This window comes from Variovorax sp. SRS16 (genome assembly GCF_901827165.1).
Classification (GTDB): domain Bacteria; phylum Pseudomonadota; class Gammaproteobacteria; order Burkholderiales; family Burkholderiaceae_C; genus Variovorax.
Window position 1 is genome coordinate 875,429 of the sequence record NZ_LR594666.1, and the last position, 21,750, is coordinate 897,178.

Sequence of the window (21,750 nt, forward strand, 5' to 3'; positions counted from 1 at the left end):
GACCCCGATGTTCGATTCTTTTTCTCGCAGCGCACGCCGCCTCGGTGCGCTCGCCGGGCTCGCCCTGTGGGGCGCCGCGCTTCCCGTCGCCTTCGCCCAGTCGGACTGGCCGCAGCAGCCGATCACGCTGATCATGGGCTTTCCGGCGGGCTCCGGTGTAGACGTGGTGGCGCGCACCATCCAGGATCCGCTGCAGAAGAAGCTGGGCCAGTCGATCGTCATCGACTACAAGGCCGGCGCCGCCGGCAACATCGCGAGCGAGTACGTCGCGCATGCCAAACCCGATGGCTACACGCTCGCCTTCGGCACCGCCGCCACGCACGGCAGCAACGCCGCGCTCTACAAGAAGCTGCCCTTCGACGTCGAGGCCGACTTCGTGCCGGTGGCGCCGGTGCTCGACGTCTCCAACGTGCTCACCATCAACCCCGAGGTGATGGACGTGAAGACGCTCAAGGAATTCGTCGAGCTCGTCAAGGCCCATCCCGGCAAGTACAACTACGCATCGACCGGCAATGGCGCCGGCACCCACATGGCCTTTGCCGAATTCAATTCGCGCCTCGGGCTGCAGATGGTGCATGTGCCCTACAAGGGCGGGCCGGAGGCCATCACCTCGGTCGTGCGCGGCGAGACCTGCTGCATCATGAACCAGGTGCAGACCGTGCTGCCGCAGTACAAGGCCGGCAAGGTGCGGCTGCTCGGCGTCACCACCGCCAAGCCGGTGGCGGCCATCCAGGAAGTCCCCACGATCGCATCGAGCGGCCTGCCGGGCACCCAGGGCTTCGACAGCTCGATCTGGTTCGGCATCTTCGCGCCCAAGGGCACCGACCCGCGCATCGTCGACAAGCTCAACGCCGCCGTGAAGGCCGTGCTGGAGCAGCCCGAGGTCCGCGCGCATTTCGAGGCCCAGGGCAACACCATCCGCATCGAGACGCCGGCCGAGTTCAAAGAGACCGTGCACGCCAACCGCGTGAAATGGGCCGAGGTGGCGAAGGCGGCGCACATCAGCATCGATTGAGGCGCGGGTTTTGGCGGGTGTGACAGGCCGCCCGGTGCTCCCTAGAATGAAAAAATGAGGCCCGCCAGAGCATGGTTGATGGGACTGGTCCTCCTGGCCCACGCCCTGGGCGCGGCCAGCGCCGAAGCCGTGCCTGCCGCGCCTTCGGCATCCCCCGCCACGGCGGTGCTGCTGGACCTCGACGGCGCCATCGGCCCCGCGTCCGCCGACTACGTGCGCCGCGGCCTCGCGCTGGCAGCCCGGGAGCATGCGCAGCTGGTGGTGCTGCAGCTCGACACGCCGGGCGGCCTCGACACCTCGATGCGCGACATCATCAAGCACATCCTCGCTTCCCCGGTGCCGGTGGCGGCCTTCGTTGCGCCGGACGGCGCGCGCGCCGCCAGCGCCGGAACCTACATCCTCTATGCGAGCCACATCGCGGCCATGGCGCCGGCTTCCAATCTCGGCGCTGCGACGCCGGTGGTGATCGGGATGCCATCGCCCGCGGCGCCGGCCGGCAAGCCGCCGACCCCGGACAAGGGCGCAGAACCCGCCGCGCCCGCCGACACGATGACCGCCAAGCGCCTGGCCGATGCCTCGGCCTACATCCGCAGCCTGGCCCAGCTGCGCGGGCGCAATGCCGACTGGGCCGAGCAGGCGGTGCGCGAATCGGTCAGCCTCTCGGCACAGGAAGCATTGCAGAAGAACGTCGTCACGCTGATCGCGAGCGACGTGTCCGACCTGCTGCGCCAGCTCAACGGCCGTCAGGTGCCCATGGGCAAGGGCAGCGTGCGCCTCGCCACGCAGGGGATGCAGGTGCTGGTCTTCGAGGCCGACTGGCGCACCCGGCTGCTGTCGGTGATCACCGAGCCCAGCCTGGCACTGATCCTGCTGATGGTGGGCATCTACGGCCTCTTGTTCGAGTTCTCCAATCCCGGCTTCGTGCTGCCCGGCGTGGTCGGCGTCATCAGCCTGATGCTGGCGCTCTTCGGCCTGCAGATGCTGCCGGTCAACTATGCGGGGCTCGCGCTGCTCCTGCTCGGCGTGGCCTTCCTCATTGCCGAGGCTTTTCTTCCGACCTTCGGTGCGCTCGGCGCGGGCGGCATCGCGGCCTTTGCCATCGGCGCGCTGCTCCTGATCGACAACGATGCGCCGGGCTTCGGCGTGCCGCTGTGGCTGGTCGGGCTGATGAGCGCGATCTCGGCCGTCTTCATCCTGCTCGTGGCGGGCATGGCTGCGAAGGCGCGCCGGCGGCCGGTGCTGAGCGGCGTCTCGACGCTGGTGGGCGCGACGGGCGAGCTGGTCGAGTTCGAGGATGGCGAAGGCTGGGCGCAGATCGAAGGCGACTACTGGCACGTGCACGGCGCGCCCGACCTGCGCCCGGGCGGCCGCATCCGCGTGACCCATGTGCAGGATCTTGCGCTGCAGGTCGTCGCAGTGGCGCATGATTGAACCCTTCCGGGGAGCCCGCCATGTTCTTCAATTTCGGCTTCGCATTCGTGGTTCTGTGCCTGTTGCTTCTGCTGGTGCTCGCGGCCTCGTCGCTGCGCATCCTGCGGGAGTACGAGCGCGGCGTGGTGTTCCAGCTGGGGCGCTTCTGGCGCGTCAAGGGGCCGGGCCTGGTGATCCTCATCCCCGGCATCCAGCAGATGGTGCGGGTGGGCCTGCGCGTGATGGTGCTCGACGTTCCCTCGCAGGACGTGATCACGCGCGACAACGTGTCGGTCAAGGTGAACGCGGTGCTCTACTTTCGCGTGGTCGATCCCGAGAAGGCGATCATCCAGGTCGAGAAGTATTTCGAGGCCACCAGCCAGCTCGCGCAGACCACGTTGCGCGCGGTGCTCGGCAAGCACGAGCTCGACGACTTGCTGGCCGAGCGCGAGCGCCTCAATCTCGACATCCAGAAGACGCTCGAAGTGCAGACCGCTGCCTGGGGCATCAAGGTGACCAACGTCGAGATCAAGCACGTCGACCTCGCCGAGAACATGGTGCGTGCGATCGCGCGGCAGGCCGAGGCCGAGCGCGAACGGCGCGCCAAGGTGATCCATGCCGAAGGCGAGCTGCAGGCCTCGGCCAAGCTTTCCGAGGCGGCCGAGATCCTGGGCCGGCATCCGCAGGCGCTGCAGCTGCGCTACCTGGAAACGCTGACCGTCATCGCGGCCGACAAGAACTCGACCATCGTGTTCCCGCTGCCGATCGAGATCATGGGGCCGCTGCTCAAATGGATGAACCGGATGGGCGACGCACCCGGCGCCTAGAGCCGGTCGTGCCCGCCGTGGCAAGATGATTCGTCCAAGTCACCCCGGAGCTCCTGCATGCTCATCAACTGCGCCGTCTATGAAGACGGTACCAAGCTGGCCGACATTCCGATCGACAGGATCGGCGACTACGTGTCACTGCCGCGCTGCTTCGTCTGGGTGGCGCTGCACGACCCGACGCCCGAGGAGCTTGAAGAGGTGCGCGCCGAATTCGGTCTTCATCCGCTGGCCGTGGAAGACGCCCAGCACGGCCATCAGCGCCCGAAGGTCGAGGAGTACGCCGATTCGCTCTTCGTGGTGATGCATCTGCTCGACACCGACGAGCGCCGGCCCGGCGTGCTGGACGTGGGCGAGCTCAATGTCTTCGTCGGCAGGAACTACCTGGTGTCGGTGCGCAGCCGCAGCGGGCATGGCTTCGTCGAAGTGCGCGAGCGCTGCGAGCGCGAGCCCGAGCTGCTGCGCAACGGACCGGGCTTCGTGCTCTATGCGCTGATGGATGCGGCGGTCGATCGCTACTTCCCGGTGATCGACGGGCTGGAGGTCGAGCTCGAGACCATCGAGCAGCAGATCTTCAGCAAGGGCCAGGCCCGCGAGAACATCCGGCGGCTGTATGCCCTGAAGCAGCGGCTCACGGTGCTCAAGCATGCGGTCGCGCCGCTGCTCGAGGGCACCGGCAAGCTGCACGGCGGGCGCGTGCCGCAGATCTGCGCGGGCTCGCAGGAATACTTCCGCGACGTGGTCGACCATCTGGGCCGCATCGATGCCTCGATCGACGCCACGCGCGACACCATCGGCACCGCGATCCACGTCAACCTCTCGATGGTCACCATCGAGGACGGCGAGGTCACCAAGCGCCTCGCCGCATGGGCGGCCATCTTCGCGGTGTGCACCGCCTTCGCGGGCATCTGGGGCATGAACTTCGAGCACATGCCGGAGCTGAAATGGCAGTACGGCTATGTGGCCGCGCTGTTGCTCATGTTCGGGATCTGCGGCTACCTGTACTACCGGTTCCGGCGCGCGGGCTGGGTGTAGGCGCGTCCTCGGCGAACAGGCTGGCCAGGTCGACCTCCCGTTCCGCGGCCGCGCCGGCGACCACGCGCTGCTCCAGTTCGTCCAGGTGCTCCATCGCGATGGCGACGGCGCGTTGCAATGACGCGCCGCTGAGCGCCTCGATGATCTGCTCGTGTTCCCGCGGCGCGCAGCTCGCGGCCTCGGCCGAATCGAAGAGCGCCTTGTAGAGCTCGGTGTTCGCCACCAGCCGCCGGATGTAGGAAAGCAGTTCCTCGCTGCCGGCCATCTGCGCCAGCAGCAGATGGAAGTCGCCCGCCATGCGGATCGCGTCCTCGCGCCGTCCTTCCTTGAAGGCGCGCTGTTCGCCCTGGACGTGCTTGCGCAGCGCCGCGACCTGCTCGCGCGACAGCTGGCCGAACAAGGTCGTGATCAGGCCGGCCTCGACGATGCGGCGCGCGCGGTAGATGCCGCGCATGTCGTCGATCGACGGGTTGGGCACGAAGGCGCCGCGGTTGTGTTCGAGCACCAGCCGCTTCTCGGTGCCCAGCCGCGCCAGCGCCTTGCGGATCGCGCCGCGTGTGCAGCCCAGCGCCTCGGCGAGCGCGCGCTCGCGCAGCGGCGTGCCGGGGCGCAGCTTGCCGCTCAGCAGCGCCTTCGACACCGCGGCATAGACCCGCTCGTCCACGCCGGCATCGGTTGGCGGCGCCTCGGGCGGCGCGGCATCGGCGCGCCTGGCGCGGCTGGCGGGCGGGTCGGAAGGGGCGGGGCGGCTGCGGCGAAGGGCGGTGGGCATGGCGGAAATGGTACCCGCGGCGGCCGTGGCGCCGCCGGGCAGCTGGGGCGGACTCCGGGTCAACCCGAATATTGACCTGAAGCATGGTCAGCCATATCATTGATATATGGTTAACCAAAAATAGATTACAAGGTTGACCAAAAATTCAACCAACTGCGAAAGCGAGGCCTCGCGTGAACCCCCTCAAATGGCTGGCCCTGTTGCCGGTGATCGCGTTCTTCAGCGGCGGATGGCTCAGCGCCTTCGCGCCGGACTTCGTGCTGGGCCTGCCTTTCCTCATGCTGTGGAACGTGAGCTGGCTGGTGCTGAGCTCCCTCATCATGCTGGCCATCGACCGCAGCGAGGGCGACCTCGACGCCGCGGACGCAGCAGCAGCAGGAGAGGCTCGATGAACATCGCATTGCCGATCATTGCCTTCTTCGTGCTCGGCGCGCTCGGGCTCGCGGTGCTCGCGCGCCGTGGCCGCAAGATGAGCCTCGAACAATGGGCGCTGGGCGGGCGCGGGCTCGGCGCCATCATGGTGTTCCTGCTGATGGCGGGCGAATCCTTCTCCACCTTCACCTTCCTGGGCGCGAGCGGCTGGTCGTACAGCAAGGGCGCGCCGGCCTTCTACATCCTGGCCTACGGCGGCCTGGCCTACCTGATGGCGTTCTGGATGCTGCCGGCCGTCTGGCGCTATGCCAACGCGCGCAAGCTGGTGTCGTTCTCGGATTTCTTCGCCAGCAAGTACGACAGCCGCGCGCTCGGCGTGCTGGTCTCGGTCGTGGCGCTGATGGGCATGGTAGCGCTGCTCACCATCCAGCTGCGCGGACTGGGCATCATCGTCTCCGAGGCTTCCTACGGCGCCATCGCGCCGCAGGTCGCGATCTGGATCGGCGCGGCGGTGATGGTGGTCTACGTGCTGGTGTCGGGCATCCACGGCTCGGCGAGCATCGCGATCGTGAAGGACCTCCTGATCCTCGGCCTCGCGATCTTCCTCGGCGTGTACCTGCCCTTGCACTACTACGGCGGCGTGACGCCGATGTTCGCCGCGATCCATCAAGCGAACCCGAGCTACTTCCAGTTTCCGAAGGACGGCCTGAACCTCACCTGGTACAACTCGACCATCCTGCTGACGGCGCTGGGCTATTACCTCTACCCGTTCAACCTGACCTCGGTGTATGCGGCCAGGAGCGCGCGCGCCGTGCGGCGCAACACCATCCTGATGCCGCTCTACCAGATCGTGATCGCCTTCCTGTTCCTGGTCGGCTTCGCGGCCATCCTCAAGGTGCCGGGGCTCAAGGGCGCGGAGGTCGACCTCGCGCTGTTCGGCCTCGCCAAGGCGAGCTTCGATCCGTGGTTCGTCGGCCTCATCGGCGGCACGGGCGTGCTGACCGCGCTGGTGCCGGGCTCGATGATCCTGCTCACCGCCTCGACCGTGATCGGCAAGAACGTCTACAAGGAAGGCTTTGCGCCGCGCGCCACCGACCGCCAGGTGTCGACGATGGCGCGCATCGTGCTGCCGGTCTTCGCGCTGGTGGCGGTGTACTTCGTGCTGCGCGGCGGCACCACCATCGTGTCGGTGGCGATCTTCGCGTCGAGCCTGTTGACGCAACTGCTGCCCTCGCTGCTGTTCAGCCTGCTGCGGCGGCCCTTCGGCAGCAAGCAGGCCGCCTTTGCCGGCATCCTCGCGGGCGGCGCAGTGCTCGGCTTCACGATGATCGCCGGCACCAGCCTCGGACAATTGTTCCCGCAGGCGCCGGTGGTCTTCAAATCGCTCAACATCGGCCTGGTCGCGCTGGCGGTCAATGCGCTGGTGTTCGTCGTCGTGACGCTGCTCGGGCGTCTCGTGCCGGCGCGCGGCGCGGCGGCCGTGCCGGCCTGATTCCTTTCGCTCTTCTTCGATCGCACTGTCCATGTCCATGCCATCCTCGCTTCTTCTTCGCAACGTGCGCCCGCTGGGTGCCGCGCCGCTCGACGTGCTGGTGCAGGACGGCCGGCTCGCGGCGCTCGGCCCGGCCTTGCAGGCGCCGAACGGCTGCGCGGTCGAGGAGGGCGGCGGCGCCTTGCTGCTGCCCGGCCTGGTCGAAGGGCACACGCATCTGGACAAGACGATGTGGGGCATGGGCTGGTACCGCAACGAGGTCGGCACCCGGCTCATCGACCGGATCGACAACGAGCGCGCCTTTCGTCACGCGAGCGGGCATGACGCCGGCGCGCAGTCGCTCGCACTCGCCAAGGCCTTTCTCGCGCTCGGCACGACGCGCCTGCGCACGCATGTCGACATCGACACGCAGGCCGGGTTGCGCCATCTCGACGGCGTGCTGCGCACGCGCAGCGTGTTGCGGGACGTTCAGCAGATCCAGATCGTCGCCTTCCCGCAGTCGGGCCTGCTGCAGCGTCCCGGCACCGACGCGCTGCTCGACCAGGCGATGGCCGCGGGCGCCGACGTGCTCGGCGGACTCGACCCCTGCGCCATCGACGGCGACCCGGTGCGTTCGCTCGACACCCTGTTCGGCATCGCCGAGCGCCGCGCGTGTCCGATCGACATCCACCTGCACGAGCCGGGCGCGATGGGCGCGTTCTCGCTCGAACGCATCCTCGAGCGCACGGCCGCGCTCGGCATGCAGGGCCGGGTCGCGATCAGCCACGGCTTCTGCCTCGGCGACCTGCCGCCGCACGAGCGCGACCCGCTGCTCGCGCGCATGGCGGCGCTCGGCGTGGCCCTGATCACCAGCGCGCCGCCGTCGCGCAGCGTGCCGCCGCTCATGGCCTGCCGGCAGGCGGGCGTGACGGTGCTGGGCGGCAACGACGGCATCCGCGACACCTGGTCGCCCTACGGCAACCCCGACATGCTGGAGCGCGCGATGCTCATCGGCCTGCGCTACAACCTGCGTCGCGACGACGAGCTTGACGTGGCGCTGGACTGCGTCACCGAAGCGGGCGCGCGCGGCTGCGGCTTCGAAGCCTACGGCCTTGCACCCGGTTGCCGCGCCGACCTGGTGTTGCTCGACGCGCAGACCGTCGCCGAGGCGGTGGTCGCGCGGCCGGTGCGGCGGCTCGTGGTGGCGGGCGGCCGCATCGTGGCGCGCAACGGCGAGTTGCTGCCCGACGCGGTGCCTGCATGACGGCGGCAGGCACGCCGCCGCGCCGCGAGGGCGGCATCGGCTTCGCGCTGCTGATCGTGCTCGTCGCGCTCAACCTGCGCGCCTTCTACACCTCGAGCAGTCCGCTGCTCGAAAGCATCCGCAACGCCACCGGCTTGAGCTTCCAGTGGGCCGCGATGCTCACCGTGCTGCCGATGATGACGATGGGGCCGATGTCGCTGGCAGGCGTCGCGATCGGCCGGCGCTTCGGCGAGCGCGCGGCCATTCTGCTCGGGCTGGCGACGATCGCCGCGTCCTGCGCCAGCCGTTTCTTCGTCACCGGCGATGCGCTGCCGCTGCTGCTCAGCGCCGCGCTGGCGGGCGCCGGGGTCGGGCTCGTCCAGGCCCTGATGCCCGCGGTCATCAAACGCAATTGTCCGGCCCGCATGGGTATCGCGATGGGCCTCTATTCCGCCGCGCTGATGGGCGGCGGCGGCCTGGGCGCGATGGGCAGTCCCTGGGTCGCGCGCCTCGCCGGCGCATGGCAGGCCGGGCTTGCGGCGTGGGCGCTGCCGGCGCTGCTCGCGCTGTGGGCATGGTCGCGCAGCGCGTATGCCGCGCCGGTGTCCGCGCGCGTGCCCGGCGCGCGCACCGACGCGGGCTGGCTGCGTTGCTTCGCGAACCGCCGCGCCTGGCTGCTGGCGGTCTACTTCGGCCTGGTCAACGGCGGCTACACCAGCCTGGTCGCGTGGCTGCCGCACTTCTATGCGCAGCAGGGCTGGAGCGCAGCGCAGGGCGGCGCGATGCTGGCGCTGATGACGGCCGCGCAGCTGGTTTCGGCGCTGCTGCTGCCCGCACTCGCACGCGGTCGGCGCGACCTGCGGCCGTGGCTCGCGCTCACGCTGCTGGCGCAGCTCGCGGGTTTCGCTGGGCTGCTGCTGAACGCACCGGCGGCCGCGGCCATCGTGGTGGTGCTGGGCTTCGGCCTCGGCGGCTCCTTCGCGCTGTGCATGGTGCTGGCGCTCGACCATCTGCCCGATCCCGCGCAGGCTGGCACGCTGGCCGCGTTCATGCAGGCGGTCGGCTTCATGATCGCCGCGCTGGCGCCCTTCGTGACCGGTGCGGTGCGCGAGCACACCGGCAGCTTCGGCTTCGCGTGGGCCTACCTGGGCGCCGTCGTCGTGCTGCTGCTGCCGTTGAGCTGGCGCTTCGATCCGCGCGGCTATGCGCGGGCGACGGCCGGGCTCTTCGGCTCGCCGACCTCGGCGCGCGCGGTGCCGCTCGGCCGTGCGGCCCATGCCGCGGCCGAATGAGCGGCCGTGACGCAGCGCGCGGCCGCGTCCTTCACTTGAGCGGGCCTTTCTTTTCCAGGATCCTGAATTCCTTCACCACATGCGGCATCAGCTTCGCGAGCTGAGGCACGACCGTGCTCTTCAGCGTCGCGATCGAGGTGGCACGGATCTGTTGCGCGATTTCCGTTCCCTCGCCGCGCCGCGTGGCGACGATCAGCGTGCGGCGCATGGCCGGCCCGGGCAGCGGCAGCACCCGCACCGCGTGCGGCTGGACACCCGACTTGAGCAGGATCAGCGGCGTCATCACCGTCCAGCCGAAGCCGCCGGCGACCATGCGCACGACGGCGTCGGTGGTGTCGAACTGGTAGCGCACCGGCGCCTGCATGCCGGCGCTCTCGAGGTAGCTCTGGATGCGCGTGAGCATGTGCGCGTCGCGCCCGTAGCGGATGAAGTCGAGCTTGGCGCCCAGGCTCTTGACGTCGCTGACCTTGCCGTGGTGCGAAGCCGGAATGGCCAGCACGAAGGGCTCGCTGCAGATCGGCAGCGCCTCGACCTCCGGCGGCACCGGCGTCTCGTCCGAGGTGATGATGACGTCCGAGCGGCGCTCCAGCAGCGCCGGAATGCCGGTCGCCCTGAAGCCCGAGGCGATCGTCCATTCGAAGGCGAGTTCGCGCAGCTGCGACAGCACGGTGACGCCGGCGGTCGAGGCGAAGCTGTCCAGCATGCCGATGCGCAGCAGCGGCAGCCGGCCGGAGCCGCTGTAGCGCATCTGGTCCTCCAGCTTGTGCGCGGCGGTGACGATCTCGAGCGCGTGCTGGCAGACGGATTGCCCGACCAGCGTCAGCACCGGCGGCCGCACGGAACGATCCAGGAGCTTGGCCCGCAGCACCTGCTCCAGCGCGGTGATCGACTGCGACACCGCCGCCTGCGTCAGGTTCAGCTGTTCGGCCGCCGCGGTCATGGTGCGCCGTTCCACGACCACCAGGAAGACCTCGAGCAGGCGCAGCGTCAGGTTCAGCGGCGGGGATCCGCCGGTCAGGCCCTGAAGGGCCGCCGAGGCCACGGCTGCGTCGTCTTGCATTGCTAGTTGCTCCAACTTATAGTTTGTATAAATATAAAGGCTTGGCGCCCCGCCAGCCGTCCTGACGGAGACACGATGAAAAGATTCCTGCGCGCGGCCCTGGTCCTCGGCCTGATTGGCAGCGCGGGCGGCGCGCTCGCCGCCTATCCCGACCATCCGGTGCGCATCATCTTGCCCTATGCGGCAGGCGGCGGCGCCGACGTGCTGACCCGCACCGTGGCGGACGCGCTCGGCAAGCTGTGGAAGCAATCGGTGCTGGTGGACAACCGGCCCGGCGCCGGCGCCACCATCGGCACGGACATGGTGGCCAAGGCACCGGCCGACGGCTACACGCTGCTGATGACGGCCGGCACGATGGCCGTCAGCCCGGCCGCGTATCCGAAGCTGCCTTACGACGTGCTGAAGGACTTCGCGCCCATCACCATGGTCGCCGAATCGCCCTACGTGCTCGCCGTCAACGCGGCCGTGCCGGCGAAGACCGTGGCGGATCTTCTGAAACTCGCCAGAAGACAGCCCGGCAAGCTGAACTTCGGCTCGCCTGGCAACGGCACGCTGTCGCACCTGAGCTTCGAGCTGCTGTCCTTTCGCACCGGCACCCGCAGCACGCTGGTCAACTACAAGGGCAGCAATCCGGCGCTCACCGCGGTGATGGCGGGCGAGGTCGACTTCGTGCTCGACACGCCGGCCGCCGTGATGCCGCAGGTCGACGCCGGCAAGCTGCGCGCGCTCGGCGTGACCTCGGCGGCGCGCAGCCGAGGCCTGCCGTCGGTGCCCACGTTGCAGGAGGAGGGCGTGCCCGACTTCGACGTCACGATCTGGTTCGGTCTGATGGCGCCCGCCCACACATCGCCCGAGATCGTGCGCCAGCTGCACGACGACGTGGCCAAGGTGCTGGCCGCGCCCGCCATGAAGGAGAAGCTCGGCCGCGAGCGCCTGGAGATCACCACCATGCAGCCCGACGAATTCGCCACCTACCTTCGCCGCGACGTCGCCAAGTGGGGCGAAGTCGTCAAGAAAGCCAACATCAAGTTCGATTGAAACCATGAGCCTGTCCATCACCCATTCCGAGCGGCCGATCGGCGCCCGGGTCGCCAACGTCCGTCTGCCCGATCTGGATGAAGATGCGTTCCGCCGGATCCTCGATCTGGTGAACGAGCGCAGCGTCGTCACCATCGAAGGACAGGACCTGTCCGAGCAGCAGCAGATCGATTTCGCGCGCCGCTTCGGCGAACTGCAGAAGATCTTTCTGAAGGATGCGCTGTCGAGCCGCTACCCCGAACTCTTCGTGGTCTCGAACATCCTCGAGAACGGCAAGCCGATCGGCAGCACCGACGCGGGCGTGTACTGGCACACCGACGGCGCCTACCTCGCCAGGCCGCACAGCGTGTCGATGCTGTATGCGATCGAGGTGCCCGAGAAGGACGGCAAGGCCGTGGGCGACACGCTGTTCGCCGCCATGGGCGCGGCCTACGACGCGCTGCCGCAGGCCACGCGCGAGCAGGTCGACCGGCTGCGCGGCGTGCACAGCCTGCACTACCGCTACGCGACCAAGGCGGGTGCCGCGCAGGACATGGCCGAGCTCACGCGGCAGTTCCCGCCGGTTTCGCATCCGCTGGCGATCCGGCACCCGGCCACCGGCCGCAAATGCCTGTACCTCAGCGAGGGCTACACGACCCGCATCGAAGGCCTGCCCGAGGACGAGGGCGAAGCCCTGCTGAAGGCGCTGTGCGAGCACGTGGTGCGGCCCGAATTCCAGTACCGGCATCGGTGGGCGCCCGGCGACCTGCTGATCTGGGACAACCGCGCCACGCTGCATCGCGCCACCTTCGACTACGCGCTGCCGCAGCGCCGGCTGATGCGGCGCGCCACCGTCTCCGGCGAGGCCTTCGGGTAAGCACCGCCGCTGGAGGGCTTGCGATGGATCGCTGTCGGACTTATAGTTAATATAAGCAAAGGCAATGTCTAGCCTCGCTCCCATTCAACCGAGGTGAACGATGGATTCCTCAATCACGCTGCGCCACTCTCCCCCCTCCGACACCGGCGCCGGCCGGCCGGAACGCGAGGTCGTGCTGAAGGGCCCGGGCATCGGCGCCGAGGTCCGGGGCGTCGACGTGGCCCGTGGCCTCGACGACGAAGCCTTCGAATTCGTGCGCAATGCGCTGCACGAGTATTCGGTGATCGTGCTGCGCGACCAGGACCTGGCACCGGCCGAGCAGACAGCCTTCACGAAGCGGCTGGGCGAGATGCGCGTCTCCTTCTACAACCGCTATGGCGTGCCCGGACATCCCGAGCTGTCGGTGGTCTCCAACATCAGGAAGGAGGACGGCGAGGCGATCGGCATCGCCGACGCCGGCATGCTCTGGCACACCGACGCCTCCTACCTGAAGACGCCGGACATGTACACGGTGCTCTACGGCCTGCAGATACCGCAGCGCGACGGCCAGGTGCTCGGCGACACGGTCTTCACCAGCGCCTGGCGGGCCTACGAGGCCTTGCCCGAGGCGATGAAGAAGCGCATCGCAGGCCTGCGCGCGACGCACAGCTTCATCCATCACCTGGACAAGAAGAAGCGGGCCGGCAACCTCAAGCGCGCACCGCTCACCGAGGCGCAGAAGGCGGAGCTGCCCGATGTCGACCACCCGATCGTGCGCACCCATCCGGTCAACGGCCGTCCCTGCCTGTTCGTGACGGAAGGACACACCAGCGCTGTGGTCGGGTTGCCCGAGGACGAAAGCGACGCGCTGCTCGAGGCGCTGTGGACACAGCTGAAGAATCCCGCCTTCCACTACCGGCACAGCTGGCGCAAGGGCGACCTGATCGTCTGGGACAACTGCGCGGTGCACCACCTCGCGGTCTTCGACTACGGCGACATTCCGCGCCGGCTGCATCGCGCGGGCATTCTCGGCCCGGAGCCTTTCTAGGCGCAGCCGTTGCGAGGCGGAAAGGAAGGGCGAATGAAGCACCACGGTCTGCGCAGAAGCCTGCTCGCCGGCATGGCCGGGCTCGCGCTGTTCGGCGCTGTCGCGGCCCAGGCCGGCGACTATCCGAGCAAGCCCATCCGTCTCGTCGTCGCCTACCCGCCGGGTGGACCGCTCGACATCCTCGCGCGCGTGCTCGCCGAGCCGCTGGGCACGGCGCTCGGCCAGCCGCTGATCATCGAGAACCGCGCGGGCGCGGGCGGCGTCATCGGTTCGGACTTCGTCGCCAAGGCGCAGCCCGACGGCTACACGATCCTGCTCGGCTCGACGCCGCTGGCGATCCAGGAAACGCTCTATCGCAAGCTGCCCTATTCGGCCACGCGCGACCTGACGCCGATCGCCAACCTCGCGGAGGGCCCGCAGGTGCTCGTCGTCGGCAGCGCGGTGCCGGTGAAGACGGTGCAGGAACTGATCGACTACGGCCGTGCGCAGCACGGCAAGCTCAACTACGCCTCGCCGAGCGCGGGCGGAACCAACCACCTCGCGGCGGAGCTGCTCAAAATGCGCGGCGGCTTCGAGGCCACGCACATCGCGTACAAGGGCGGGGCGCCGGCGGAAATCGCCATCATCAGCGGCGACGTCGCGTTCGGCTTCGGCGCGCTGACGGGCTCGCTGCAGCAAGTCCGGCAAGGCCGCCTGCGCGCGCTGGGCGTGACGTCGAAGCAGCGCTGGCCGAGCGCGCCGGACGTGCCCGCCATCGCCGAGACGCTGCCGGGCTTCGATGTCAGTTCCTGGTACGGCCTGCTCGGGCCGGCCGGCATGCCGGCAGAGGTCGTGCAGCGGCTCAACAGCGAGGTCAACAAGATCCTCGCGCAGCCGGCGATGAAGAAGCGCCTGGTCGATCTGGACCTGCTGCCCGCGCCGGGCACGCCGGCCCAGTTTCGCGCCTACCTTCACCAGAACATCGAGATGTGGGGCAAGGTCGTCAGGGACGCCAGGATCACCGTCGACTGAAACCATGACCACCGGCACACCGTCTCTCCGCATCGCAGTGCTCGACGACTACCAGGGCGTGGCCGCGCGGCTCGGGCCCTGGTCGTCCATCCCGGATGCCGAGCTCACGGCCTTCGCCGACCATCTGGACGATGTCGATGCGCTGGCCGAGCGCCTGGCGCCCTTCGACGTCGTCTGCCTGATGCGCGAACGCACGCGGATGCCGGCCGGGCTGCTGTCGCGCCTGCCGAAACTCAGGCTCATCGTCACGGCCGGCATGTGGAACGCGAGCCTCGATGTCGGCCATGCCGTGCGCCAGGGCATTGCGGTCTGCGGCACCACCTCGCTGCAATCGGGCACGCCGGAGCTGACCTGGCTGCTGCTGCTGGCGCTGGCGCGGCGGCTGCCGGCCGAACTGGCCTCCGTGGCCGCAGGCGGCTGGCAGACCGCTGTCGGTGACGAGCTCGAGGGCCGCACGCTCGGCATCCTGGGCCTCGGAACGATCGGCTCGAAAGTGGCGCGCGTGGCCAACGCCTTCGGCATGCGCGTGCTCGCATGGAGCGAGAACCTCACGGCCGAGCGCGCCGCCGAAGCCGGCGCCTCGCTGGTGGGCAAGGACGAGCTGCTTCGCAGTTCCGACTACGTCACGGTCCACATGAAGCTGAGCCCGCGCACGCGCGGCCTGGTCGGCGCGCGCGAGTTCGGTCTCATGAAGCGCTCGGCCTTCCTGGTCAACACCTCGCGCGGGCCGATCGTCTCGGAGCCCGCGCTGATCGATGCGCTGCAGAGCGGACGCATCGCCGGCGCCGGCCTGGACGTGTTCGACGTCGAGCCGCTGCCGCCGGACCATCCGCTGCGCAGCCTGCCCCACGTGATCGCGACGCCGCACATCGGCTACGTGACCGAGCGCAACTACGCGCACTTCTACGCCCAGTTCGTCGAGGACATCCTGGCCTGGATCGCCAAGGCGCCGGTGCGCGTGCTCGACGCCGACCGGTCCTCGCTGCAAACCGTCTAGGAGATCCGCTCTTGGCATCGTCTTTCTTCTCCGATTTCGCCGACTTTGCCGCGCAAGCCGCGACGACGGGATTTCCCGCCCTGGCGCAGCAGCGTGCGCTCGACGGCATCACCGACTGCGTGGGCTGCATCGCGGCCGGCCGGCGCGAGCCGCTGGCGGGCAAGCTGCTGCGCGCGCTGCGGGGCCGCGCCTTCGAGGGCAGCATCGACGCCGAGACCGCGGTCATGGCCTTCAGCGACCGCGCGGCCCTGCCGACGGACGCGGCGATCTTCAACGGCGCGCTCGCGCATGCGATCGACTTCGACGACTCGAGCCATCCCGCCTATGCGCACACCAGCGCGGTGCTGGTGCCGACCTTGCTCTCGGCCAGCGCGATGGCGCGCGTGTCGGGCACGGATGCCATCAACGCCTACATCGTCGGCCTCGAGATGTTCGGCAAGCTGGCGCGCGGCATGAACAACCGCCACTACGAGAACGGCTGGCATGCCACCAGCACCTTCGGGACGATCGCTGCGGCGGCCGCGGCCGCCATGCTGCTGCGCCTGCCCGCCGCGCAGATCGCCGGCGCGCTGAATCTCGCGACCTCCTTTGCTTCGGGCCTGCGCGCGCACTTCGGCACCATGACCAAGCCGCTGCATGCCGGCATCGCGGCGCGCAACGGCATCCAGGCCGCGATGCTGGCGCGCGAAGACTTCGGTTGTGCGAGCGCGGCCCTGGACCATCCCTACGGCTTCGCGACCGTCTTCAACTGGGGACCGGACAAGGCCGATCTCGGCGCCATGGGAAAGCCCGGCGAAGCGCTCGAGATCCTGACCGACTACGGCCTGTCGCTGAAGGCCTTCCCGTCCTGCGGCGCGACCCATCCCGGCATCGAGGCGGCGACCAAGGTCCACCGGTGGCTGGCCGGCCGCAAGCCGCGGCGCGTTCGCATCGGCGTGCCGGAGCTCTCCTTCCGGCCGCTGATCCATCATTCGCCGAAGACGCCGCTGGAGGGCAAGTTCAGCCTCGAGTTCTGCGTCGCGGCCGGGCTGCTGGACGGCCAGGTCCGCATCGACACCTTCACGCAGGCGCGCGTGTCCTCGCCCGAGATCGTCGAGCTGATCGCGCGCACCACGATGGAGGTGGACGAGCGCGTGCGCTTCGATCCCGAATGGGCGACCGCGGTGCGGGTCGAGACCGAGGACGGCGCGATGCACGAGGAACTGGTGCCGCTTGCGATCGGCAAGGTGGGCCGCTGGTTCAGCGAGAACGAGTTGCGCACCAAGTTCATGGATTGCTGCCGCGGTGTGCTGGCGGACGACCGGGCCGGTGGCCTGTTCCGCACACTGCGGGATCTGCCGTCGCTCGACTCGCTCGCCGCGCTGCAGCGCCAGCTGCACGTGGCGTCGCGCCAGGCCGAAGCCCGGGACGCCGCGAGCGTTGCGGCCTAGCGCCAAGGAGAAAGCAGCCATGGCCACCGTCACTCCCAGCGGCGCCGCGCTCGGCGCCGAGATCCGCGGCATCGATGCCTCGGTGCCGCTCGCTGACGCCGACCTCGCGCTGGTACTGCAGGCCCTGCACACGCACAAGGTGGTCGTGCTGCGCGATCAGCTGTTGCAGCCGGCGCAGCAGATCGCTTTCTGCGCGCGCTTCGGATCGCTCGAGGAACACGTGCTGGCGCAGTTCCTGGTGCCGGGCCATCGCGAGCTGGTGCGGGTGTCGAACGTGCTCGACGCGGCGGGCAAGCCGATCGGCCTGGTCGATGCCGGGCGCCTCTGGCACAGCGATGGCGCCTTTCTCGACAAGCCGAACCTCTACTCGATGCTGTATGCGATCGAGATCCCGCACGGCGCGGGCGGGCGCTCGCTCGGCGAAACGTGGTTCGTCGATACGGCCAAGGCTTACGAGTCCCTGCCCCGGGCGATGAAGCAACGCATCACCGGCCTCACGGCCCTCAATTCGCTCGAGGCCGTGTACGCGGCCATGCACAAGGACAAGGCGGCGCTGAACCGGCCGCCGCTGACCGAGGCGCAGCGGCGCGGCGTCGTGCACCCGGTGGTGCGCGTGCATCCGCACAGCGGCCAGCTGTGCCTGTATGTGAGCCGCGCCGCGACGGTGCGCATCCTCGGGCTCGCCGACGAGGACAGCCGCGCGCTCATCGACGAGCTCGCCGACTGGTGCGTGCGCGACGAGATGCAATACCACCACCGCTGGCGCGAAGGCGATCTGCTGATCTGGGACAACTGCGGCGGCCAGCACCTGGCCATCGGCGACTACGCGCTGCCGCAACGGCGCCTGATGCACCGCGCCACCGTGGCCGGCATCGAGCCCGTCGGTGCGTCCGCGCACGAGAGCGCCACCGCCGACGCCGCATGAACACGCGCATTCCAGGACCCGAACGATGACGATGGAACAGATCATTCCCAGCGGCGCCCCCCTCGGGGCCGAGATCCGGGGCATCGACCTCGGCGCCGGCGTGGACGATGCGACGGTCGAGCGCATCAAGGCCGCGCTGCATGCGCACAAGGTGGTCGTGCTGCGCGACCAGTGGCTGACGCCGGACGAGCAGATCGCGTTCTGCAGCCGCATCGGAACGCTCGAGCCGCACGTGCTGCCGCAGTACCTGGTGCCCGGCTACCGCGATCTGGTGCGTGTCTCCAACGTGCTCGACGACGCCGGCCAGCCGATCGGCATGATCGATGCCGGCCGCGTGTGGCACAGCGATGGCGCCTTCCTCGAACGGCCCAACATGTACTCGATGCTCTATGCGCTGGAGATACCCGCCGACGCCGACGGCAACCCGCTCGGCGCGACCCTGTTCGCAAGCACCGCGGCCGCCTACGACCGGCTGCCGGCCGCGACGAAGGCCCGGATCGCGGAATTGAAGGCTGTCAATTCGCTGGCCGCGGTCTACGACTCATTGCGGCGCTCGAACGCAGCCGCCCGGCGCGCGCCGCTGACCGAGGCGCAGAAGCGCGAGGTCACGCATCCGGTCGTGCGCACCCATCCGCACACCGGCGAGAAGTGCATCTACGTGAGCAAGGCCGCGACGCTGCGCATCGTCGGCCTGCCCGAGGACGAAAGCCGCCAGCTCATCGACGAACTCGCCGACTGGTGCGTGCGCGACGAGATGGTGTATCGGCATCGCTGGCAGGTCGGCGATCTGCTGATGTGGGACAACTGCGCGAGCCAGCATCTCGCCGTCGGCGACTACGCGCTGCCGCAGCGGCGCCTGATGCACCGCACCACCGTCGGCGGCAGCGTGCCCTTCTGAAAAAGAAAGAACCCATGAACGCCCGTGTCAAAGCCAAGCTCGCCCGCGGGGAAACCGCGACCATGGTGCTCGTCAACTACCCGTCGCCGGCGCTGGTCGAGAAGGTCGGCGCGCTCGGCTTCGACATCGCCTTCATCGACACCGAGAAGGGCAGCGCCACCACCGAGCGCATCGAGGAGATGTGCCGCGCCGCGCGCGCGGCCGGCATCGCCGCGCTGGTGCGGCCCTGGAGCAGCGATGCCAACCTGATCAGCCGCTACCTCGACCTCGGCGCCGACGCCGTCATGGTCGCGGCCGTCGACACGCCGGAGGCGGCGCGCGCGCTGGTCGAAGCGGTGCGCTATGCGCGCTTCGCCGACCACGACCAGAAGCTGGTGGTGGCGATGATCGAATCGCCGCAGGCCATCGAACGGCTGCCGCAGCTGCTGGCGGTCGAGGGCATCGACGTCTGGTTCATCGGCCCGAACGACCTCGCCCATCGCATGGGCCATCCGGGCAACGCGGCCCATCCCGATGTGCGCGCGGCCGTGCTCTCGACCTTGCGCGCGATCTCGGACGCGGGCGCCATCGCGGGCACGCTCGTCACGCCGCAGACGGTGGGCGCGCTGGTCGATGCCGGCGCGCGGCTGCTGATGACGCGGGTGTCCGATCTGCTGGCGATCGGCGCCGAGACCTTTCATCGCGCCAACGAAAGGCGACCATGATGCGCTTCAAGTTTCTTGCGCTGGCGGCGGCCGCTGCCGTGCTCGCGTGGTGGGCCGGGCCGGCGGCCGCCGACTATCCGGACAAGCCGATCCGCATGGTCGTGCCCTATGTGGCGGGCGGCAATCTCGACGTCATCGGCCGCCTGTTCGCGCAGGCGCTGACCGAGGAACTCGGGCAGGCGGTGGTCGTCGACAACCGGCCCGGCGCGAATGGCAACACCGGCACGGAAACCGTGGTGCGCTCGCCGGCGGACGGCTACACGCTGGCCATGGTTTCGGCCGGAACGATGGCCATCAATCCCTCGCTCTATCGCGGCAGCATGCCCTTCGATCCCGAGAAGGACCTGGTGGCGGTGTCGCTGGTGGCTTCGGGGCCGATGGTGCTCGAGGTCAATGCCGCGCTGCCCGTGCACGACGTGGGCGAGCTGATCGCGTACGCCAAGGCGAATCCGGGCAAGCTCAACTTCGGCAGCGGCGGCAACGGCACGCTGTCGCACCTGTCGCTCGAGATGCTGCGCGCGCGGGCCGGCATCGACATCGTGCACGTGCCTTACAAGGGCACCTCGCTGGCGGTGAACGATCTGCTGGCCGGCCATATCCAGGGCATGTTCGACACGCTCAGCACGGCGGCGCCGCTGATCAAGGAAGGCCGCATCCGCGGCATCGCGGTGACCTCGGTGAAGCGTTCGCAGGCGATGCCGCAGCTGCCGACCGTCGGCGAGACCGGCGTCAAGGACTACTCGGCCGATGCCTGGTCCGGCCTCGTCGCGCCGGCGGGCACGCCGCGCGAGGTCGTCAGGAAGCTGCAGGCCGCGGTGGCGAAGGTCGCTGCCCAGGAACAGACGCAGAAGCGCCTCGCGCTGGTCGGCAGCGAAGCGGTCGGCAGCACGCCGGAGCAGTTCGCTTCCATCGTCCACGCGGAGCGCGCGCGCTGGGCCGAGATCGTCAAGGTGTCGGGCGCACACGTCGATTGAAGCGCACCGTCACCCGCAGGCCCTGCGCCTCGTTCGGATTCGACGCCAGCTCGACCGTGGCGCCGAAGCCGCGCGCGATCTCGCGCACGATCGCCAGGCCGAGGCCCGTGCCCTCGGTGCCTTGCGAGACGCGGTAGAAGCGCTCGAACACGCGCTCGCGCGCCTCGGGCGGAATGCCGGGGCCGTTGTCTTCCACCGAGAGTTCGACCTCGTCGCCGATCGTGCGCACGCCGACGGTCACGCGGCCTTCCTCGGGCGTGTAGCGCAGCGCGTTGTCCAGCAGGTTGACCACCAGCGCGTCGAGCAGCGCCGGCTGTGCCTGCACCCAGGCCGGCGCGGGCGCCTCCATGCCGAGGTCGATGCGGCGGCGGTCGGCCAGCGCGGCCAGTTGCTCGATGCTGCGCAGCGCGGCCGCGGCGAGGTCGACGCGCTCGAGTCCGCTGTAGGCATCGCGGTGCTCGGCCTGCGCGAGCAGCAGCAGCTTGTTGGTGACGTCGACCAGGCGGCGGTTGCTGGTCTGCATCGCCAGCCACAGCGCATCCATGTCGGCGCGGCGCGTGTCCCACTGCTGGCGATGCTGGCGCGTGTAGCGCGCGAACTCGATCTGCGAGGCCTGTAGCGCCAGCGGCGTGCGCAGCTGGTGCGCGGCATCGGCGACGAAGCGGCGCTGCGCCTCGGAGTGCGAGCGCAACTCGCGCACGAAGCGGTTGATGGTGTCGGCCACAGGGCGCAGCTCGGTGTGCAGCGCGTGCGCATCGACCGCGAAATCCAGGTGCAGCGGATCGTGCTGCGCGAGCTGGCGGCTCAGGCGCACCACCGGCCGCAGCTCCCAGGTCAGCGCCAGCGTGGTCAGCACGATCGCCAGCAGCAGCGCGATCAGCAGGTATTCGATCGAGGGCAGCCACAGCGCGCGCAGCATGTGGTCGCGGCTGCGCGTGGTCTTGCCGACCGCGATGGTGATGTCCTCGGCGCCGCCGACGTCGTACATCGAGCGCGTGGTCAGCACGGCGCGCAGCGCCAGACCGTCGAATTCGGCGTCGTACCACTGCGCGCGGTCAACACCCTCGGGCCTTCGCACCCGCGGCAGCGGGAAGTCCGGCGAGCCTGCCAGCAGCGCACCGCTGGTGTTGGTGACGCTGATGAAGACGCGATCGCGGTCCGGCGAGACGAACAGGCTCAGCGCGGACGGCGGCACGCTGGCCTGGACATCGTCGCCTTCCCAGATCAGCCGGTCCGACAGCACCTTGGCCGAGGACAGCAGGTCGTGGTCCTGCACGTAGTCGGCCACCGCCGCCGCATTGAGCCAGCTCAGGTAGCCGCACACGCCCACGAACACCGACAGCGGCAGCAGCAGCCAGGCTACCAGGCGCAGGCGAAGGCTGGCCATGCGATGCGG

21 protein-coding genes are annotated in these 21,750 nt (G+C 69.3%); 18 read left to right on the forward strand and 3 right to left on the reverse strand.

The genetic code is table 11. The features are described from left to right. The first annotated feature begins 7 nt into the window (after nucleotides 1-7). The 4 genes from E5P2_RS04280 to corA are packed head-to-tail and all read left to right on the forward strand — an operon-like array spanning nucleotide 8 to nucleotide 4,284. On the forward strand, nucleotides 8-1,015 hold the full coding sequence (locus E5P2_RS04280; protein ID WP_162565915.1) for a Bug family tripartite tricarboxylate transporter substrate binding protein: 1,008 nt from the start codon (nucleotides 8-10) through the stop codon (nucleotides 1,013-1,015). 54 nt (nucleotides 1,016-1,069) lie between these two features. After that, nucleotides 1,070-2,446: an NfeD family protein gene (locus tag E5P2_RS04285; protein ID WP_197908447.1), complete on the forward strand. Its 1,377-nt coding sequence runs from the start codon at nucleotides 1,070-1,072 to the stop codon at nucleotides 2,444-2,446. Between the two features lie 20 nt (nucleotides 2,447-2,466). Continuing rightward, nucleotides 2,467-3,252: a slipin family protein gene (locus E5P2_RS04290; RefSeq protein WP_162565917.1), complete on the forward strand. Its 786-nt coding sequence runs from the start codon at nucleotides 2,467-2,469 to the stop codon at nucleotides 3,250-3,252. 57 nt (nucleotides 3,253-3,309) lie between these two features. Next, a complete protein-coding gene (gene corA, locus E5P2_RS04295) occupies nucleotides 3,310-4,284 on the forward strand; it encodes a magnesium/cobalt transporter CorA (RefSeq protein ID WP_162565918.1) in 975 nt (324 codons plus the stop codon). Here the strand turns inward: corA and E5P2_RS04300 are convergent. Beyond that, on the reverse strand, nucleotides 4,226-5,056 hold the full coding sequence (locus E5P2_RS04300; RefSeq protein WP_162565919.1) for a GntR family transcriptional regulator: 831 nt from the start codon (nucleotides 5,054-5,056) through the stop codon (nucleotides 4,226-4,228). The two genes, corA and E5P2_RS04300, sit on opposite strands and share 59 nt — an antisense overlap. A gap of 173 nt (nucleotides 5,057-5,229) precedes the next feature. On the opposite strand from E5P2_RS04300, the gene E5P2_RS04305 reads away from it, so the two are divergent. Genes E5P2_RS04305 through E5P2_RS04320 form a run of 4 tightly spaced genes read left to right on the forward strand, consistent with a single transcriptional unit; the run spans nucleotide 5,230 to nucleotide 9,434 of the window. Next, a complete protein-coding gene (locus E5P2_RS04305) occupies nucleotides 5,230-5,448 on the forward strand; it encodes a DUF3311 domain-containing protein (protein ID WP_162565920.1) in 219 nt (72 codons plus the stop codon). Next, nucleotides 5,445-6,920 carry a sodium:solute symporter family protein gene (locus tag E5P2_RS04310; protein WP_162565921.1) on the forward strand — a complete coding sequence of 492 codons (1,476 nt, stop codon included), beginning with the start codon at nucleotides 5,445-5,447 and terminating at the stop codon, nucleotides 6,918-6,920. The genes E5P2_RS04305 and E5P2_RS04310 overlap by 4 nt, the downstream gene beginning before the upstream one ends. A gap of 31 nt (nucleotides 6,921-6,951) precedes the next feature. Next, nucleotides 6,952-8,163, forward strand: coding sequence for an amidohydrolase family protein (locus E5P2_RS04315; protein WP_443083502.1), 1,212 nt, complete (start codon nucleotides 6,952-6,954; stop codon nucleotides 8,161-8,163). Then, nucleotides 8,160-9,434, forward strand: coding sequence for a cyanate transporter (locus E5P2_RS04320; RefSeq protein ID WP_162565923.1), 1,275 nt, complete (start codon nucleotides 8,160-8,162; stop codon nucleotides 9,432-9,434). The genes E5P2_RS04315 and E5P2_RS04320 overlap by 4 nt, the downstream gene beginning before the upstream one ends. A gap of 31 nt (nucleotides 9,435-9,465) precedes the next feature. Here the strand turns inward: E5P2_RS04320 and E5P2_RS04325 are convergent, their stop codons facing one another. Beyond that, nucleotides 9,466-10,494 (reverse strand): LysR family transcriptional regulator, encoded by a 1,029-nt coding sequence (locus tag E5P2_RS04325; protein WP_162565924.1) that lies wholly within the window; start codon nucleotides 10,492-10,494, stop codon nucleotides 9,466-9,468. Nucleotides 10,495-10,569: 75 nt separating this feature from the next. On the opposite strand from E5P2_RS04325, the gene E5P2_RS04330 reads away from it, so the two are divergent. From E5P2_RS04330 to E5P2_RS04375, 10 genes are all read left to right on the forward strand, one after another. Then, entirely contained in the window at nucleotides 10,570-11,532 is a 963-nt protein-coding gene (locus tag E5P2_RS04330) for a Bug family tripartite tricarboxylate transporter substrate binding protein (protein ID WP_162565925.1), read from the forward strand. A gap of 4 nt (nucleotides 11,533-11,536) precedes the next feature. Beyond that, nucleotides 11,537-12,388 (forward strand): TauD/TfdA dioxygenase family protein, encoded by an 852-nt coding sequence (locus tag E5P2_RS04335; protein ID WP_162565926.1) that lies wholly within the window; start codon nucleotides 11,537-11,539, stop codon nucleotides 12,386-12,388. Nucleotides 12,389-12,488: 100 nt separating this feature from the next. Then, complete coding sequence (locus tag E5P2_RS04340; RefSeq protein WP_162565927.1) at nucleotides 12,489-13,415, forward strand: TauD/TfdA dioxygenase family protein; 927 nt, start codon at nucleotides 12,489-12,491, stop codon at nucleotides 13,413-13,415. 33 nt (nucleotides 13,416-13,448) lie between these two features. Beyond that, a complete protein-coding gene (locus E5P2_RS04345; protein ID WP_162565928.1) occupies nucleotides 13,449-14,426 on the forward strand; it encodes a Bug family tripartite tricarboxylate transporter substrate binding protein in 978 nt (325 codons plus the stop codon). 4 nt (nucleotides 14,427-14,430) lie between these two features. Next, nucleotides 14,431-15,423, forward strand: a complete 993-nt coding sequence (locus tag E5P2_RS04350; RefSeq protein ID WP_162565929.1) for a D-2-hydroxyacid dehydrogenase family protein — start codon at nucleotides 14,431-14,433, stop codon at nucleotides 15,421-15,423. 11 nt (nucleotides 15,424-15,434) lie between these two features. Then, on the forward strand, nucleotides 15,435-16,853 hold the full coding sequence (locus tag E5P2_RS04355; RefSeq protein ID WP_162565930.1) for an MmgE/PrpD family protein: 1,419 nt from the start codon (nucleotides 15,435-15,437) through the stop codon (nucleotides 16,851-16,853). A gap of 19 nt (nucleotides 16,854-16,872) precedes the next feature. Further along, nucleotides 16,873-17,778: a TauD/TfdA dioxygenase family protein gene (locus E5P2_RS04360; protein ID WP_162565931.1), complete on the forward strand. Its 906-nt coding sequence runs from the start codon at nucleotides 16,873-16,875 to the stop codon at nucleotides 17,776-17,778. A 25-nt stretch (nucleotides 17,779-17,803) separates the two neighbouring features. Further along, nucleotides 17,804-18,676: a TauD/TfdA dioxygenase family protein gene (locus E5P2_RS04365; protein ID WP_162565932.1), complete on the forward strand. Its 873-nt coding sequence runs from the start codon at nucleotides 17,804-17,806 to the stop codon at nucleotides 18,674-18,676. 14 nt (nucleotides 18,677-18,690) lie between these two features. After that, a complete protein-coding gene (locus E5P2_RS04370) occupies nucleotides 18,691-19,380 on the forward strand; it encodes an HpcH/HpaI aldolase family protein (protein ID WP_162565933.1) in 690 nt (229 codons plus the stop codon). Beyond that, the gene (locus E5P2_RS04375) at nucleotides 19,377-20,354 is read left to right on the forward strand and encodes a Bug family tripartite tricarboxylate transporter substrate binding protein (RefSeq protein ID WP_162565934.1); all 978 of its coding nucleotides are present in this window, start codon (nucleotides 19,377-19,379) and stop codon (nucleotides 20,352-20,354) included. Before E5P2_RS04370 ends, E5P2_RS04375 begins: the two co-directional genes overlap by 4 nt. Here the strand turns inward: E5P2_RS04375 and E5P2_RS04380 are convergent. Then, nucleotides 20,326-21,741, reverse strand: a complete 1,416-nt coding sequence (locus E5P2_RS04380; protein ID WP_162565935.1) for a sensor histidine kinase — start codon at nucleotides 21,739-21,741, stop codon at nucleotides 20,326-20,328. The genes E5P2_RS04375 and E5P2_RS04380 overlap by 29 nt on opposite strands. Between the last annotated feature and the right edge of the window lie 9 nt (nucleotides 21,742-21,750).

Excerpts from the sequence above, each read along its gene's own strand:
- E5P2_RS04280 (WP_162565915.1), top strand. The coding sequence starts at position 8 with ATGTTCGATTCTTTTTCTCGCAGCGCACGCCGCCTCGGTGCGCTCGCC.
- E5P2_RS04285 (WP_197908447.1), top strand. The coding sequence starts at position 1,070 with ATGAGGCCCGCCAGAGCATGGTTGATGGGACTGGTCCTCCTGGCCCAC.
- E5P2_RS04290 (WP_162565917.1), top strand. The coding sequence starts at position 2,467 with ATGTTCTTCAATTTCGGCTTCGCATTCGTGGTTCTGTGCCTGTTGCTT.
- corA (WP_162565918.1), top strand. The coding sequence starts at position 3,310 with ATGCTCATCAACTGCGCCGTCTATGAAGACGGTACCAAGCTGGCCGAC.
- E5P2_RS04300 (WP_162565919.1), bottom strand. The coding sequence starts at position 5,056 with ATGCCCACCGCCCTTCGCCGCAGCCGCCCCGCCCCTTCCGACCCGCCC.
- E5P2_RS04310 (WP_162565921.1), top strand. The coding sequence starts at position 5,445 with ATGAACATCGCATTGCCGATCATTGCCTTCTTCGTGCTCGGCGCGCTC.
- E5P2_RS04315 (WP_443083502.1), top strand. The coding sequence starts at position 6,952 with ATGTCCATGCCATCCTCGCTTCTTCTTCGCAACGTGCGCCCGCTGGGT.
- E5P2_RS04320 (WP_162565923.1), top strand. The coding sequence starts at position 8,160 with ATGACGGCGGCAGGCACGCCGCCGCGCCGCGAGGGCGGCATCGGCTTC.
- E5P2_RS04325 (WP_162565924.1), bottom strand. The coding sequence starts at position 10,494 with ATGCAAGACGACGCAGCCGTGGCCTCGGCGGCCCTTCAGGGCCTGACC.
- E5P2_RS04330 (WP_162565925.1), top strand. The coding sequence starts at position 10,570 with ATGAAAAGATTCCTGCGCGCGGCCCTGGTCCTCGGCCTGATTGGCAGC.
- E5P2_RS04335 (WP_162565926.1), top strand. The coding sequence starts at position 11,537 with ATGAGCCTGTCCATCACCCATTCCGAGCGGCCGATCGGCGCCCGGGTC.
- E5P2_RS04340 (WP_162565927.1), top strand. The coding sequence starts at position 12,489 with ATGGATTCCTCAATCACGCTGCGCCACTCTCCCCCCTCCGACACCGGC.
- E5P2_RS04345 (WP_162565928.1), top strand. The coding sequence starts at position 13,449 with ATGAAGCACCACGGTCTGCGCAGAAGCCTGCTCGCCGGCATGGCCGGG.
- E5P2_RS04350 (WP_162565929.1), top strand. The coding sequence starts at position 14,431 with ATGACCACCGGCACACCGTCTCTCCGCATCGCAGTGCTCGACGACTAC.
- E5P2_RS04360 (WP_162565931.1), top strand. The coding sequence starts at position 16,873 with ATGGCCACCGTCACTCCCAGCGGCGCCGCGCTCGGCGCCGAGATCCGC.
- E5P2_RS04365 (WP_162565932.1), top strand. The coding sequence starts at position 17,804 with ATGACGATGGAACAGATCATTCCCAGCGGCGCCCCCCTCGGGGCCGAG.
- E5P2_RS04370 (WP_162565933.1), top strand. The coding sequence starts at position 18,691 with ATGAACGCCCGTGTCAAAGCCAAGCTCGCCCGCGGGGAAACCGCGACC.
- E5P2_RS04375 (WP_162565934.1), top strand. The coding sequence starts at position 19,377 with ATGATGCGCTTCAAGTTTCTTGCGCTGGCGGCGGCCGCTGCCGTGCTC.
- E5P2_RS04380 (WP_162565935.1), bottom strand. The coding sequence starts at position 21,741 with ATGGCCAGCCTTCGCCTGCGCCTGGTAGCCTGGCTGCTGCTGCCGCTG.